The 14,290-nt window shown below is 45.2% G+C and carries 18 protein-coding genes; 13 read left to right on the top strand and 5 right to left on the bottom strand.

Annotated features, from left to right (window positions below; genetic code table 11):
* Window positions 1–78: 78 nt before the first annotated feature.
* The 6 genes from yihA (at window position 79) to CLV25_RS00840 (ending at window position 4,029) form a co-directional block, all read left to right on the top strand.
* Window positions 79–687 (top strand): ribosome biogenesis GTP-binding protein YihA/YsxC, encoded by a 609-nt coding sequence (gene yihA / locus CLV25_RS00865; RefSeq protein WP_131837745.1) that lies wholly within the window; start codon window positions 79–81, stop codon window positions 685–687.
* A 78-nt stretch (window positions 688–765) separates the two neighbouring features.
* Entirely contained in the window at window positions 766–1,710 is a 945-nt protein-coding gene (locus CLV25_RS00860; RefSeq protein WP_131837744.1) for a ribose-phosphate pyrophosphokinase, read from the top strand.
* A gap of 102 nt (window positions 1,711–1,812) precedes the next feature.
* Complete coding sequence (locus CLV25_RS00855; protein ID WP_131837743.1) at window positions 1,813–2,418, top strand: 50S ribosomal protein L25/general stress protein Ctc; 606 nt, start codon at window positions 1,813–1,815, stop codon at window positions 2,416–2,418.
* Between the two features lie 80 nt (window positions 2,419–2,498).
* On the top strand, window positions 2,499–3,062 hold the full coding sequence (gene pth / locus CLV25_RS00850) for an aminoacyl-tRNA hydrolase (protein ID WP_131837742.1): 564 nt from the start codon (window positions 2,499–2,501) through the stop codon (window positions 3,060–3,062).
* A gap of 5 nt (window positions 3,063–3,067) precedes the next feature.
* A complete protein-coding gene (locus CLV25_RS00845) occupies window positions 3,068–3,481 on the top strand; it encodes an RNA-binding S4 domain-containing protein (protein WP_131837741.1) in 414 nt (137 codons plus the stop codon).
* Entirely contained in the window at window positions 3,478–4,029 is a 552-nt protein-coding gene (locus tag CLV25_RS00840; protein WP_131837740.1) for a DUF4924 family protein, read from the top strand. Before CLV25_RS00845 ends, CLV25_RS00840 begins: the two co-directional genes overlap by 4 nt.
* 396 nt (window positions 4,030–4,425) lie before the next feature.
* Here the strand turns inward: CLV25_RS00840 and CLV25_RS00835 are convergent, their stop codons facing one another.
* The 3 genes from CLV25_RS00835 to CLV25_RS00825 form a co-directional block, all read right to left on the bottom strand.
* A complete protein-coding gene (locus CLV25_RS00835) occupies window positions 4,426–5,283 on the bottom strand; it encodes a VIT1/CCC1 transporter family protein (RefSeq protein WP_131837739.1) in 858 nt (285 codons plus the stop codon).
* Between the two features lie 11 nt (window positions 5,284–5,294).
* Window positions 5,295–6,269 carry a hypothetical protein gene (locus CLV25_RS00830; RefSeq protein WP_131837738.1) on the bottom strand — a complete coding sequence of 325 codons (975 nt, stop codon included), beginning with the start codon at window positions 6,267–6,269 and terminating at the stop codon, window positions 5,295–5,297.
* A gap of 164 nt (window positions 6,270–6,433) precedes the next feature.
* Window positions 6,434–7,423: a type I phosphomannose isomerase catalytic subunit gene (locus tag CLV25_RS00825; RefSeq protein WP_131837737.1), complete on the bottom strand. Its 990-nt coding sequence runs from the start codon at window positions 7,421–7,423 to the stop codon at window positions 6,434–6,436.
* A gap of 121 nt (window positions 7,424–7,544) precedes the next feature.
* On the opposite strand from CLV25_RS00825, the gene udk reads away from it, so the two are divergent.
* Window positions 7,545–8,168 carry a uridine kinase gene (gene udk / locus CLV25_RS00820; RefSeq protein ID WP_131837736.1) on the top strand — a complete coding sequence of 208 codons (624 nt, stop codon included), beginning with the start codon at window positions 7,545–7,547 and terminating at the stop codon, window positions 8,166–8,168.
* Window positions 8,169–8,170: 2 nt separating this feature from the next.
* Complete coding sequence (locus CLV25_RS00815; RefSeq protein WP_131837735.1) at window positions 8,171–8,890, top strand: 3'-5' exonuclease; 720 nt, start codon at window positions 8,171–8,173, stop codon at window positions 8,888–8,890.
* Here the strand turns inward: CLV25_RS00815 and CLV25_RS00810 are convergent.
* Complete coding sequence (locus tag CLV25_RS00810; protein WP_131837734.1) at window positions 8,887–9,705, bottom strand: alpha/beta fold hydrolase; 819 nt, start codon at window positions 9,703–9,705, stop codon at window positions 8,887–8,889. The two genes, CLV25_RS00815 and CLV25_RS00810, sit on opposite strands and share 4 nt — an antisense overlap.
* Window position 9,706: 1 nt before the next feature.
* On the bottom strand, window positions 9,707–10,420 hold the full coding sequence (locus CLV25_RS00805) for a pyridoxine 5'-phosphate synthase (protein WP_131837733.1): 714 nt from the start codon (window positions 10,418–10,420) through the stop codon (window positions 9,707–9,709).
* Between the two features lie 48 nt (window positions 10,421–10,468).
* On the opposite strand from CLV25_RS00805, the gene CLV25_RS00800 reads away from it, so the two are divergent.
* The 5 genes from CLV25_RS00800 (at window position 10,469) to CLV25_RS00780 (ending at window position 14,286) form a co-directional block, all read left to right on the top strand.
* Window positions 10,469–11,140 (top strand): CBS domain-containing protein, encoded by a 672-nt coding sequence (locus CLV25_RS00800; protein ID WP_131837732.1) that lies wholly within the window; start codon window positions 10,469–10,471, stop codon window positions 11,138–11,140.
* Window positions 11,141–11,149: 9 nt separating this feature from the next.
* Window positions 11,150–12,025, top strand: a complete 876-nt coding sequence (locus tag CLV25_RS00795) for an NAD(+)/NADH kinase (protein ID WP_131837731.1) — start codon at window positions 11,150–11,152, stop codon at window positions 12,023–12,025.
* Between the two features lie 78 nt (window positions 12,026–12,103).
* Entirely contained in the window at window positions 12,104–12,868 is a 765-nt protein-coding gene (locus CLV25_RS00790) for a hypothetical protein (RefSeq protein ID WP_131837730.1), read from the top strand.
* Window positions 12,868–13,530, top strand: coding sequence for a type IX secretion system protein PorG (gene porG / locus CLV25_RS00785; protein WP_165876947.1), 663 nt, complete (start codon window positions 12,868–12,870; stop codon window positions 13,528–13,530). The genes CLV25_RS00790 and porG overlap by 1 nt, the downstream gene beginning before the upstream one ends.
* 15 nt (window positions 13,531–13,545) lie before the next feature.
* Entirely contained in the window at window positions 13,546–14,286 is a 741-nt protein-coding gene (locus tag CLV25_RS00780; RefSeq protein WP_131838103.1) for an isoprenyl transferase, read from the top strand.
* Window positions 14,287–14,290 lie beyond the last annotated feature (4 nt).

The raw sequence follows: 14,290 nt of genomic DNA, 5'->3' as shown, positions 1-14,290 counted from the left end.
TCGCAAATCCCACATCGCACATCATACATCCCATATCGCCTATCTAATTATTCCTATCTTTGCACAAAAATTAGCCGTATGCAGGTAAAGAGTGCCGTATTCGTAAAGAGCGCCGAGAAGGCTTCGCAGTGTCCACCGCAAACCCTCCCCGAGTTTGCCTTTATTGGGAGGTCGAATGTCGGAAAATCGTCGCTAATAAACTATATAACCAACCAAAAGGGGCTAGCCAAGGTGTCGGGAACGCCCGGTAAAACGAAGCTCATTAACTACTTCTTGGTGAACGACGGCTGGTACTTGGTCGATTTGCCCGGGTATGGTTACGCTAAAGCTTCCAAAGGCGTTAGGCAGGGTTTCGCGGAAATCATCACCAAGTACCTGGAGTCGCGCGACGAGTTAACCTGTCTCTTTGTGCTGGTCGATTCGAGGCTCGAGCCTCAAAAGATCGATGTCGATTTTATAACCCTCCTCGGAAACCACGGAATACCGTTTGCCATTGTGTTCACCAAAATTGATAAGATAGGGGTAGAGGTGCTTAGGGATAACATTCGCTGCTACTCCGAGAAGTTGCTTGAGAGCTGGGAGGAGCTTCCACCGATGCTTTACACCTCGAGCTCCAAGCGGAAAGGGGCCGACGAACTGCTGACCTATATCGATGATTGCATAGAACTTGTTAACACAAATAAGTAGCTACTGTCGCAATTTTTGCGCTCATTTTATACCTTTGTGCTGTCAATTTTAAATACCAAGACAAAATTAACCCCTCCAATGGCCCAAAAGCATACGATTAAGTTCTTCGCCGGAAGAAACTCACGTTATCTAGCCGAAAAGATTGCCAAAAGCTTCGGAATAGAGCTGGGAAAATCTACCGTCACCGACTTTAGCGATGGCGAATTCCAACCATCCCTCGACGAGAGCGTCAGAGGATGTACTGTATTCATCATTCAATCTACCTTTCCGCCAACCGACAACTTATTTGAGCTGTTTCTGATGATTGACGCTGCAAAGCGTGCCTCGGCACACCGCGTAGTGGCGGTAATGCCTTACTTCGGTTGGGCTCGTCAGGATCGTAAGGATAAGCCTCGCGTTTCGATTGGTGCTAAGCTGGTAGCCAACCTTCTTTGCGCATCGGGTGTCGATCGTATTATGACCATGGACTTGCATGCCGATCAAATTCAGGGCTTCTTCGACGTCCCTGTTGATCATCTTTATGCAAGCTCAATATTTGTTCCTTACCTAAAGTCGTTAAACCTCGACAACCTTGCTGTTGCAGCTCCTGATATGGGTGGTGCGAAGCGTGCGCATGCCTACTCGCGATTCCTCGATGCCTCGATGGTAATCTGCCACAAGCAGCGCGAAAAGGCAAACGTGGTAGGGCACATGACCGCCATCGGCGATGTTAAGGGTAAGAACGTTATCATTTTCGATGATATGATCGATACGGCAGGTACCATCACCATGGCTGCCGATATGATGATGGAGATGGGCGCTAAGAGCGTACGTGCGGTGGTAACCCACCCGGTACTGTCGGGCCCAGCCTACGACCGCATCAACAAGTCGGCGCTGGTTGAGGTTTGCGTTACCGATACCATTCCGCTTCGTGCTGATGTTGACACCTCGAAGATTAAGGTGCTAACCGTAGCCGACCACTTTGCCGATGTAATCGATAAGGTGTACAACTATAGGTCGATTAGCTCTACGTTCATTCAGTAGAATTTACTATATTTGCGATCTCAAAATATCAGCCTTCTCATTTGGTTGAAGGTGTGATGGGGAGCCGAGTTAGGCTCTGAGTAACACAAAAACAAAAACAAAATGCAAAACATCGAACTTAAAGGCGCTCTACGTAGCGACCTAGGAAAGAAAGGTGCTAAGGATATTCGCCGTAGCGAGCTTACTCCTTGCAACCTTTACGGTAATGGCGGAAACGTTAACTTTACCGTAGTTGAGAAGGATCTTAAGGATATCCTTTACACTCCAAACGCTTACATTATCGACCTAAACATCGATGGTAAGAGCGAGAAGGCTGTTATCCGTGAGGTGCAGTTCCATCCAGTTACCGATGAGGTTCTTCACATCGACTTCTACCGTGTAACCGAGGATAAACCAGTTGTAATCGAAGTTCCTGTTAAGCTTAACGGTAGCTCAGATGGTGTTAAGCAAGGGGGTAAACTTCAGCTTTCATCTCGTAAGCTAAAGGTTTCGGCTCTTATTAAGGATCTTCCTGATACGCTTGATATCGACATCACCACCCTTGGTCTTGGTAAGACTATCATGGTTGGAGAACTCGAGTTTCCTAACGTAACCATTCTTAACCCAAAGAGCACCGTAGTATGTGCTGTTAAGATGACTCGTGCCGCTCGTGGTGCTGCAGCAGCTGCTGCTCTTGCTGCTCAACAAGCTGGTAAGAAGAAGAAATAGTAATTAACCGCTATTCGATACAAGGCGTTAGGAGTATTATCCCCTAACGCCTTTCTTCTATAGTATAAACTGTTATTGCGTTGAAGTACCTAATTGTTGGCCTAGGGAATATTGGCGATGAGTACGTAAATACCCGCCATAACATAGGATTTAAGGTGGTGGATGCCTTTGCCAAGGCGGCCGAGGCAACCTTTTCCACCAAGCGATACGGCGATGTGGCCGAGGCAAAGCATAAGGGGCGTACCTTTATCCTGCTAAAGCCATCGACCTATATGAACCTAAGCGGAAAGGCCGTGAGCTACTGGATGCAGGCCGAGAAGATTCCGCTCGAAAACGTGTTTGTTATTGTTGATGATATTGCGCTGCCCATAGGCTCCATCCGCATCCGCGAAAAGGGAAGCGATGGCGGCCATAACGGGCTAAAGCACATTAACGAGATACTGGGTACGCAGAGCTATGCCCGCCTACGCTTCGGCATTGGCGATACGTTTGCCAAGGGAAAGCAGGTGGACTACGTGCTAGGCCGCTGGACCGAGGAGGAGGAGAAGCTCCTTCCGGCGCTCATCGAGCATAGCATCGAGGCCATCAAGGGCTTTGGCACCATTGGCATAGCGCGTACCATGAACTTTTACAATAAAAAGTAGCCGATATGGCAGAAGTAACCTCTGTACGAATCGACAAGTGGCTATGGTCTATTCGCGCCTTTAAAACGCGCACCGATGCGGCCGATGCCTGCAAGCTGGGGCGTGTTACCCTTAACGGGGCGCTGGCTAAGGCCTCGCGCGATGTGAAGGTGAACGATATCGTCACCGTTAAGAAGATGCCGGTGATGTACACCTTTAAGGTGCTGGCGCTTATTGCCAACCGACAGCCGGCAAAGAACGTGTACCTCTACGCCGAAAACCTTACGCCGGAGGAGGAACTGGAAAAACTGAAGATGAATAAGACAATAATCTTTGTGCAGCGCGATCGTGGTACCGGGCGACCTACCAAAAAGGAGCGCCGCGATATCGACGATCTAATGGAGAACTACTACTGGGGCGAGGAGGGCTCCGACGTATGAAGCTATCATCGCAAAAGCGCAAGGAGAATGTGGCCGAGTACATCCTCTTTATGTGGCAGCTTACCGATCTGCTGCGCACGGTTAAGTTCGACGAGAGCCGCATCCGCGAGCTGCTGGTCGATCCGCTGAAGCTGCCCGAAACGGAAGCAGAAGCCGAGCTGCAGTGGTACCGCGACTACTGCCGGATTATCCACGAGGAGGGGAAGGAGCAGGGCGGTTTCCCATTCATCACCCTATACCTAATCGGCGAGCTGCACGACTTCCACCAACGCCTGCTGAAGGAACCCGACCAGGATACCTACCGCATGCTGGCCTTTAACGCCACACCGGCTATTGTATCCTTCCGAGAAAAGGTGCCACAGCAGCTGGCCAACGATATGGAGTACTGCTTCTACGCGCTCTACTCTAAGCTGCTCATGGGCATGCAGAAAAAGGAAATATCGCAGCAAACCGCCGATTCGTTTGCCGAAATCGCCAAAATGGTGGGTTACCTAGCCAAGAAGTTTGGCCAGTTCGAAAGGGGAGAATTCTCGTTTAAGGAGGATTAAGCCATAGTTCTACAGCAATGGTGGTAGGGTAAAATGTACAAGTTGATGCTCGAAAATCGTTGTTTGCTCTGTGAAAGTTGCTTTTCGGTAGGTGAAAATTTGTGGCTGCTTTGCTAAAGTTGGCGACAGGTATACGAAAGTGTTAGGGTGCTTTGCGAAAATCATTAAACGGTTCGTGAAAATTGCTAGTTGATTTGCAGAATTCATTTATCGAAGGGGGGAAGTTTCTGGTCGGTATGCGAAAGGCGTAATCCGCTTTGTGGAACTTACTTTTTACTCTGTAAAAAGTACTACTAGTTGGTGTTTGGCCGCACTTTTATTGAAGTAAGCGGCAAAAATATAAGCGCGTGCTACTCTGAGTAGCACGCGCTTATATTTTATAAGGTATGTGGCCGTTTAGGCGTCGACCCCAAGGAACTGCTTAAGCACAAATCCGAGGAGGAACGAGAATCCGGCAACCGAAATGCTGATGATGGCCATCTCCATGAAGCGCCTCTTAAAGTTGAGATCCTTCGCAATCGAAATGTAGTAGTTAAAGATGAAGATGATAAAAATGGCGATGGCAATCATGCAGCCAAGGGCCATTAGTCCGCTTTCGAGCAGTAGGTAAGGCGCTACCAGTAGCGCTACGGTAACCAGGTAGGCAATGCCAGTGTAACTGGCCGATTTTAGCGCATCCTCTTCGCCATCGGCCTTCGACGATAGGTACGATGATGCGGCCATCGAGAAGGTGGCTGCAATGCCGGTAACCAAACCTGCAAGGGCCGTTAGTCGGCTGTTCTGTAGCGCAAAGGTTAATCCCGCAAGGGCACCGGTAAGCTCAACAAGGGCATCGTTTAGACCAAGAACGATAGATCCAACGTACTTAAGCTTTTCCTCGTTGATCATTTCGATGAGCTGCTTTTCGTGCTTCTCCTCGTCCTCGCGGATTTGGGCAACGAAAGCGTAGTGCTGCTCGAGCTCGTCGTAAGCCTTTTGGGCTTTTTGCTCGTTCTTCTCCATCAACTTAACGCCAAAGGTTACGCCAAGTATTCGGGCAACATAGTAGCTTTTAAAGATGCTCCATTGGCTAGGTTTTACATCAACTTTGGAGATCTCCCTGAGCATCTGGTAGTGCTTTAGTTCCTGCTCTGCAATGTCGCGAAATATCTGTGCGTTGTGAGGATCTTTTTCGGCTTTAGCCAGCTTGTTGTATATGGTATATCCTGTAATTTCTTCTTTTTGTGCAATAAGCACGCTTTTGTCTAAGCTCATTGGTTGTTGTATTACTGGTAGAACTCGTAGGTGTACTTGTACAGAACCTGGTACTCGTATGGAGCGTAGTAGGTGTCTACTTCCTTTAGGATATCCTTTTGGTCGTAGGTTGACTCCTTTTTCGAGTACTCGGCACCCTTATTTTCGCTCCATTGCTCCTGTAGTAGGTTGCCTTTAGAGTCGTACTTGTAGGTGCTGTAGGGGAATTCTTTTCCTGTAGGCTCTTTCTGAATGACCTGCACAAGCTTGTTGTCGCCATCGTAGATGTAATGGTGGGTGTAGCGCTTGTTGCCCCCAACGTACTCGTCGCGCTTGTCGATTTGCCCGTTCGAGGAGTAGTTGTAGGTGGTCTTCTTTAGCTCTTTCCCGTTGGCGTCAAACTTTACCTCCTCAAGTTTTTGCCCTTTCGCGTTCTTGGTGATTCGTTGTTTGTAGGTGAGCCTGCCCTTTTTTGTGATGCATATTTGGCTTACTGTATCAGCGTAGGAGTAGTCCCATTGCTCTTCTACAGCCTTATTAGCATCTAACTTAACGATCTTGGTAATTTGGTTGGTAGAGTCGTAACTGTACTCAATGTGGTATGGTGATAGCCCATCGAAGCCATCTTCGCGGGTTAGTAGGCCTTGCGCGTTGTAGGCAAAGGATACCGAGTATATCTTCTTATTCTTGTCGGCATCAAAGTTGGTGTACTCCGACTTGTTGCCCTTCAGGTCGTAGGAGTACTTTTGGACGGTAGATATTTTGCCGGAGTTGTAGTTGGTAACCTCAATGGGGTAGCCCTGCTTGTCGTAAACCGTGACAACGCTAATGCTTCCGTTTGGTGATGGTTTGCCATTCTCGTACTTGTAGCTCCATTGTATAGCCTTGTATATCTTATTTGCCTGATTCTTCTCACGAGTCTTAGACTCGTCAAGAGGATCGATCATTTGTCCAAAGCAAGGCACAATGCATAAGAATGCAAGAGTTGTAACAAGTAGGTGTTTCATAGTTTGAATTCCCTTTAGAACCCGATCGGTTTAAAATCTTTGTTTTTTAACAGAGAGCAAGTATAGTAAAAAAAAGATAATTTTTTTCCTGTTGTAGGAAGTGAATGTTGCATTTAGCGAAGAAAAATAGGCAAGAGGAGCCTGCTTCTCCTCTTGCCTACCTTTTATAGCTTTACGTATACTTCTAAAATTTCGGTATCGCTTTTCGCTGATACGGTCACCTGCTCCATTGTTGCAGGTAGCAGCAGCGTGTCTCCGGCTTTTGCCGATTCTACGCCATCTTTAAAGCTAAGCTCAACGTCACCTTGCAGCACTATGTAAATAACGAAGGAGTCGAGCATGGCATAGTCGGTTTCGAGACCTTTCCCCTTGTTTAGCTTTATTAGGTTGGTGGTAAAGTAGGGGCATTCTACCAGCGTGTTCGACTGATTTTCTTTTGCTTCGTAATCTGTCTTATACTTTGGTTGAAAGCTGTAGTCGATGGCGTCAACAGCGAGCTCGGTGTGCAGCTCGCGTGGCTGACCGTTGTCGTCAACGCGATCCCAGTCGTACATGCGGTAGGTGATGTTGGAGGTTTGCTGTATCTCGGCAAGTAGGTTTCCTTTTCCAATGGCGTGTATTCGGCCCGATGGGATAAAGAAGGTGTCGCCTTTAGCCGAGGTTTCTACGTTGAGCAAATCGGTAAGCTTTCCATCGTTGAGGTGCTTAACGTACGTATCTTTATCAACAGGTTGATTGAATCCAACATATATTTTGGCATCCTTGTCGTGGCCAATAACGTACCACATCTCGGTTTTTCCGAAGGAATCGTGCCGCTTTTGGGCAAGCTCGTCGTTTGGATGAACCTGAATTGACAGGTCGTCGGACGCATCGATAAGCTTAATAAGAAGCGGGAATTCGTCTCCGTATTTTTCGTACACCTTTTCGCCAACCAGATCGCCCATGTAAATTTCAATAAGCTCTTGCAGGTCGTTGCCCTTTAGGAAGCCGTTCGACACAACCGATATGTCGCCTTCTACTGCCGATAGCTCCCAGCTTTCTCCAATTTTTTTGTTAGCAGGGAGCTTCTTTCCAAGAACGGTGTTAAGCTTATTTCCTCCCCAAATCCTTTCTTTAAGTATGGGGTCAAATTTTAGTGGGTAAAGGTTTGCCATTTGCTTACTAGATTAATTTTCCGCGAAGTTAGCGTAAGAGGTAAACTTTAAAAGGCAATTGTGTCTTAAAATGTGATGCTTTTTTACAATATCTTTCTATTTTTATTCCAAAAAAGTACGCATGCTAGTTATAGGAATTGCCGGAGGAACAGGATCCGGAAAAACTACCGTTGTTCGGAAAATCGTGGATTTGCTTCCTGATGGGGAGGTGATTGTTATCCCTCAAGATTCATACTACAAGGATAGCAGCCATTTGCCGTTGGAGGAACGGCTGGAGATGAACTTCGACCATCCCGAATCGATAGAGTTTGAGCTGCTCGTTGACCATATCAAAAAGTTGAAGGCTGGAATCACCGTAAAACAACCGATATACTCGTACCTTACCTGTACGCGTGCCGAAGAAACAATTCCTATAGAACCTCGCCATATTGTTATAGTCGAAGGCATTCTCATTTTTACCTGCGAGGAACTGCGAGACCTAATGGACATAAAGGTTTTTGTAGATGCTGATGCCGATGATCGGTTGAGCCGTGTAATTACCCGCGATATTGTAGAACGAGGTAGATCGGTTAGCAAGGTGCTCGATAGGTACGACCAAACCGTTAAACCTATGCACCTCCAGTTTATTGAGCCAACAAAGCGATATGCCGATATTATTATTCCTCAAGGAGGAAATAATGAGGTTGGCATTAATGTCCTAAAGATTTTTATAGAAAAAAGCCTTCGAGACCATCAAGAACAGTAACCATGCTGAAGCACATCAACCTGAAGAATGTCATCTTTGTGGATATCGAAACCGTTCCGCTGTTCGAAAGCTACGGGGCAATGCCCGATGTTTTACGGGAACTCTGGGATAAAAAGGCTGGCTCGCTGGCAAAAGATTCGCAAACGCCTGAAGAACTATATCCGCGTGCTGGAATATATGCCGAGTTTGGTCAAATCGTCTGTATTTCAATGGGGGCGTTTGTTGAAAAGGATGAAAAAATGTCTTTTCGGGTTAAGTCTTTTGCTAGTGATGATGAGGTTGAAATTCTGAAAGGATTTGCAAAGGCTTTAAGCCAATTTACATCGAAAAAAAATACCTACATCTGCGCCCATAACGGTAAGGAATTCGACTTTCCGTATGTTGCCAGGCGGATGATTGTTAACGGCTTAGAACTTCCGTCTATTCTTGATGTTGCCGGGAAAAAGCCTTGGGAGGTGCCATTTCTGGATACGCTCGAGTTGTGGAAGTTCGGCGATTACAAGCACTACACCTCGCTGCATCTGCTTACCACCATCCTAAACATCCCAACGCCTAAGGACGATATAGACGGGAGTATGGTGGCAGAGGTATACTATAAAGAAAAGGATATAAAACGGATTGCAGCGTACTGCGAGAAGGATGTGGTTGCCGTAGCGCAGATTATGCAGCGTTATAAAGGCGAAGATGTTTTAACCCAAGAAATGGTAGAGGTGGTGCCCTAGGAGAGATGTGCTTCGATTGAACAAAATTGTATTAGCTCATTTATAAAACGATCTTGCTGTTCGGCATGAACCCAATGTCCGGCATTATCAATTCCAACCATTTTGAATTCAGGGTAGAATTGGTGGATGGCTTTAATGTCGTCGTCATCTATGTAATCAGACTCTTTACCTTTAATAAATAGTATAGGGAAACTGTTTTGGTTTACGTGTTTAGGATTGTTGATTTCAAACCCTTGCATGATGCTCTCTAGTTGTTCTGCGATAACCGTTAAGTTGAACTTCCAGCGAAAGCCTTTTCCTTGTCTGCCAAGATTCTTTAAAAGAAATCCTCGGAGTCTTTCAGAATCGATATGCTTTTTAAGCATAATGTCAGCCTCGACGTAGCTGTTGACTGATTCTATGGGGAGGCCCTTAAGTGTTGAAATAATGCTCTTATGCTCTTCTATGATATGTTGCTTGTGCTGATTGTGACTGTTGCTAAGGGGTGAAATGTCAACCACCACCACCCGTTGTACCCTGTTGGGAAACATTAAGCCGTACTGCATTACGACTTTGCCTCCCATAGAATGGCCAATAAGTATTGGCTTTTCTATGTGTTTATCCTCAATGAACTCGCTTAGGTCAAGCGCCATTGCTTCGTAGCTATGGATGGAGGAGTGGGGCGAATGACCGTGATTTCTTAGGTCTATCAAGTAAATGCTGAAATGTGTCTCGAGCCTTTTGGCAACCGACAGCCAATTGTCAGACGATCCGTATAGGCCATGTACAATAATAAGAGGCCATCCGTTGCCAAAATGCCGATAGAAAAGTTTCATGTTACTTAAGCTGGTTGAGGTAGCGCTTTATGGTTTCCTCCAAGCCCAGGTATAGCGCATCGGAGATGAGCGCGTGCCCAATGGATACCTCATCAAGTCCGGGGATGTTCTTGTAGAAGTATGCCAAGTTTTCGAGGCTAAGGTCGTGCCCTGCATTTAGCCCTAGTCCTAGCTTGTTCGCTTCTTTCGCAGCCTCAATAAAAGGCTTGATGGCTCGCTCTCTATCCATTGGATATAGGCTTGCGTAGGGCTCGGTGTAGAGCTCAATGCGGTTTGTGCCGGTCTCTAAAGCGTGCTGCACCATTTCTACTGATGGATCAACAAAAATGGAGACCCTAATGCCTTTCTGCTGAAACGTTTTTATAACATCAGCAAGGAATGCCTTGTTGGCTTTCGTGTCCCAACCCGCGTTTGATGTAATGGCGGTAGGAGGGTCTGGAACAAGCGTCACCTGTGCAGGAACAACCTCTAGTACAAGGTCGATAAACTCCTTACAAGGGTAGCCCTCTATGTTGAACTCGGTTGTTACCACCTTTTTAAGATCACGTACATCCTGGTAGCGGATATGTCTTTCGTCAGGGCGAGGGTGTACGGTAATACCCTGTGCTCCGAATCTCTCGCAGTTAATAGCCGCTTCCACAACATTTGGCGTATTACCGCCACGTGCGTTTCGAATTGTGGCAATTTTATTTATATTTACACTAAGCTTAGTCATCGCTATAACGATTTTATTAGTAGTAATGCAAATTTAGGAGAAATCTTGATGAAGTTGTCTGCCGATTTGATGTCTGATATGATTCCTGCGTTAAAAATTACTGACACAGGAGGCAAAGCCCTTACGCTAATGGAGGTTTTTAAAGTATCGCACCTGCCGGTGGTAGACGATAGTCGTAGGCTTGTCGGCTTAATTTCCGAATCGGACATACTCGACATGAATGATCCCGAGGTGCTTATAGGCGATTATAGGCTAAACGATGGAGGTGGCTTTATAGAGGATAATGTTCCAATTTTTGATGTGCTTTCGATGGCTTCACGGCTAAACTTGTCGGTTATACCCGTAGTAAACGCCGAAAAGGAATATCTGGGAGCAATATCGGTATCGGAGCTAATCGTAAAATTTACCGAGAATTCCTCGCTCGAAAATCAAGGAGGAATAATTGTTCTCCAAATGGGAATTAAAGACTACTCCTTAGCGCACGTTGCACAGGTGGTAGAATCTAATGAGGCAAAAATTCTATTTTCGCACCTTACGAATATTCCGGACACAACAATGGTGGAGCTAACCATAAAGGTAAATACTGCTGATATTACGTCGATTATTCAAACTTTTAACAGATATAGCTACAACGTGGTAGGCGTTTACAATGCGAATAATGACATGGACGAATTGTTGGACGAGCGTTACGATCTACTCATGAAGCTACTAAACCTATAGCCTTGGAAAATGGAAAGCAAGATTCGTATAGCTGTTTATGGACGTCCACTTGTTAGCTGCTCACGAATAGGGGATGTTCTCTTGTTCCTTTCTAAGCTTAATGCCATTTCGACGCTACATATCTCGCAAGGATTCCTTGAAACACTTCCAGAACTTGAATTTACAGCAGATCGAACCTATTGTGGAGCCGATGACTTCCCGGAGGTAGACGTGCTTGTAAGTATTGGCGGAGATGGAACGCTACTCGATTGCGTTTCGCTAGTTCGCGATACCAATATTCCTATTTGGGGGGTAAATGTCGGCAGGTTGGGCTTCTTAACGTTCACTTCGCTTGATGATGTTGATGAAGCAGTACAATCCTTGTTGGATAAGACTTTTTCCATAGAATCTCGTTCAATGATAGAGGTAGAAACCGATGGCCTATTGCCATCTTTCCCTTCTGCTCTAAATGAGGCAACCGTGCAAAAGCAGGATGCATCTATGATAACCATTCATGCGTATATTAATGGCGAATTTCTGGGAACTTATTGGGCTGATGGCGTTATAGTGGCTACACCAACAGGATCTACGGCCTATTCGTTGAGTATAGGTGGCCCAATAGTTGACCCTCATTCTGATGTATTTGTAATATCTCCAATAGCTCCTCATAACCTTAATATGAGACCGCTAGTTGTTCCTGACACATCAATACTGCAGCTAGAGGTCGAATCGAGAACAGGGTATGCCATTTGGTCTATGGATAATCATAGGTTCACCATACCAAGTGGAACATCGCTAAGGCTCAAAAAATCAAAGGCACAAATAAAATTTATAAAGTTTCCGGGGGCAAACTTCTGTGTTAACTTGAGGAGTAAGCTGCTCTGGGGGCTTGATAAAAGAAACTAGTATTTTATTAAAGTTAAATGTGTAGTTTTGTTTTTTTATGATAGATTTGCTTAACGTAGTATTGGTAATTTTGATTTAATGAGGAATTCGCTGATTGTTATATTGCTGTTAGTCTCGATTGCCTGGCCAGGTTATTCTCAAGTTAACCAAAAAACGGTTAGCGAATTTGGGCTCGGTTTGTCAATGCTAACAGCGTATACAGATATTGGAGGGGCTGAAAATGCGGGTCCTAAAAGTATTTCGGAAATTGCACAAATGTCTAAAAGGCCTGGGCTTGAGGGATACTACAAGTATAATATAAATCCTAGAGTTTCTTTTAAACTAAACGGCATTGTGGGGCTTCTTGCTGGTACCGATAAGGGATCGCGAAATGAGGGTAGGGGCTATAGTTTTTCTTCTTTCATTTTAGATGTATCGGCAATAGGTGTGTACTATATAGTGACAGAAAAGGAGCCGTTTTTCTATCGATCTTCTCTCCGTCGGCAAGGCTGGAATAAAAATGTTTACCCATCTCTATACATTCAAGCAGGTGTCGGAGCCTGTATTTATGCCCTATCTCCTAATGAAAAACTCAGCAACGCTTCACTTGTTGGGTACGAAGGAGGTAAAACTGCAACGCCTGTTTTTCCGGTTGGTATAGGAAGTACGCTGCCTATAGCAAGAGATATAAGGCTTTTTTTAGAAACAAACTATGTTTTTACCCTGACCGATTATCTCGATGGCTATAGTAACGAGTTATATTCGAAGAGTAAAGATGCCTACTTGTCCATAAGCGCTGGGCTGGTTTACCAATTAGGCTACCAGAAAACAAATTGGAGAAAGTCACGCTCTTATAGACGATAATGAAGGCTATTCGCTGTTTTAGGATTCTTTTTATGATCTTCTTTCTTGTTCTGTATGTCAAACAGATGCGGGGACAGGAGGTGCATGAAATTGGACTACAAGGAGGAGCGAGTGCTTATTTAGGCGATTTTAATCATATAAACATATTTAAGTCTCCGTCTTTTTGTGGTGGGGCTTTTTACCGTAGGCTTTTTGACGACTATAATAGCATCCGTCTTTCTGTCGGAGCCGGCATGCTTTCAGGAAGTTCAAAAAACATTGGTAGCTTCCTTCCTAGAATTCCTCCCGAAATTGAGTTTAGCCGACAATATATTAATGTTGATGTAAAATATGAGGTAAACTTCATCCCTTTTAATCCATTAAGGGTGAAGGATGATTTTTTTTCACCATATTTGCTCGTTGGAATAGGATGCTACTTTTATGATGATAGCATCATTCCCGCAATACCATTTGGTGCAGGAATTAAGATTGCAGCATCTCCCCGTTTAACAATGGGGGTAGAGGTTCAGCTATCCAAAACGTTTAACGACAAGTTGGATGGCTATAGTAATGTAACTTCTGGCAGATCAGTACTAATTAATAATGACTGGTTTGCTTTTTATGGTCTGGTATTATCCTATCGGTTAAAATTGGGGCAGAAAACATGCCCTGCATACTTATAAAAGCGAATGAAGAAAATGTCAGTTGAGTCTGTAGATAAGTGTAGAGTGCCCCAGCACGTTGCAATTATTATGGATGGAAACGGTAGATGGGCTAGAAAATTAGGCAACCAGCGCTTGTTTGGCCACCGAAAAGGGGTGAACTCTGTTACGGCATCCGTTGAGATTGCAGCAGAGTTGGGCGTAAAGTACCTTACGCTATACGCCTTTTCGACGGAGAATTGGTCTCGACCAAAAGACGAGGTGGAAGGGCTAATGACCCTTTTGGTGTCTACAATAGAATCGGAAACTCCTAACCTTAATAAGAATAATGTCAGGTTAAATGCGATAGGCGATCTTGATTCGCTTCCTACAGGGGTGCTGGAGAAGCTTTTAAAGGCTATCGAAAATACATCTGGCAATACAGGATTGGTTCTTACGTTAGCGCTCAGCTACAGCGCTCGATGGGAAATAACTAAAGCCATTCGGGATATTTGTAAAGATGTAGAGGGCGGTAAACTTGATATGGGTGCAATAAATGAGCAAACTGTTTCGTTATATCTTACAACGCGTGAGATGCCAGATCCAGAGTTGATAATTAGAACTAGCGGCGAACAGCGGATTAGCAACTTCTTGCTATGGCAGTGTGCCTACTCCGAATTTTACTTCTCACCTGTTTTGTGGCCCGACTTTAATAAGGAAGAGTTTATAAAAGCCATAGTCGACTACCAAAAAAGGGAGAGACGATTTGGTAAAACGAGTGAACAAGTAAAGTTATAAGTCT

Origin of the sequence: Acetobacteroides hydrogenigenes, assembly GCF_004340205.1 — a bacterium.
In the GTDB taxonomy this organism is placed as follows: Bacteria; Bacteroidota; Bacteroidia; order Bacteroidales; family ZOR0009; genus Acetobacteroides; species Acetobacteroides hydrogenigenes.
The sequence above is the reverse complement of the archived record's forward strand: the minus strand, read 5'-3'. Positions and strand labels throughout refer to the sequence as shown.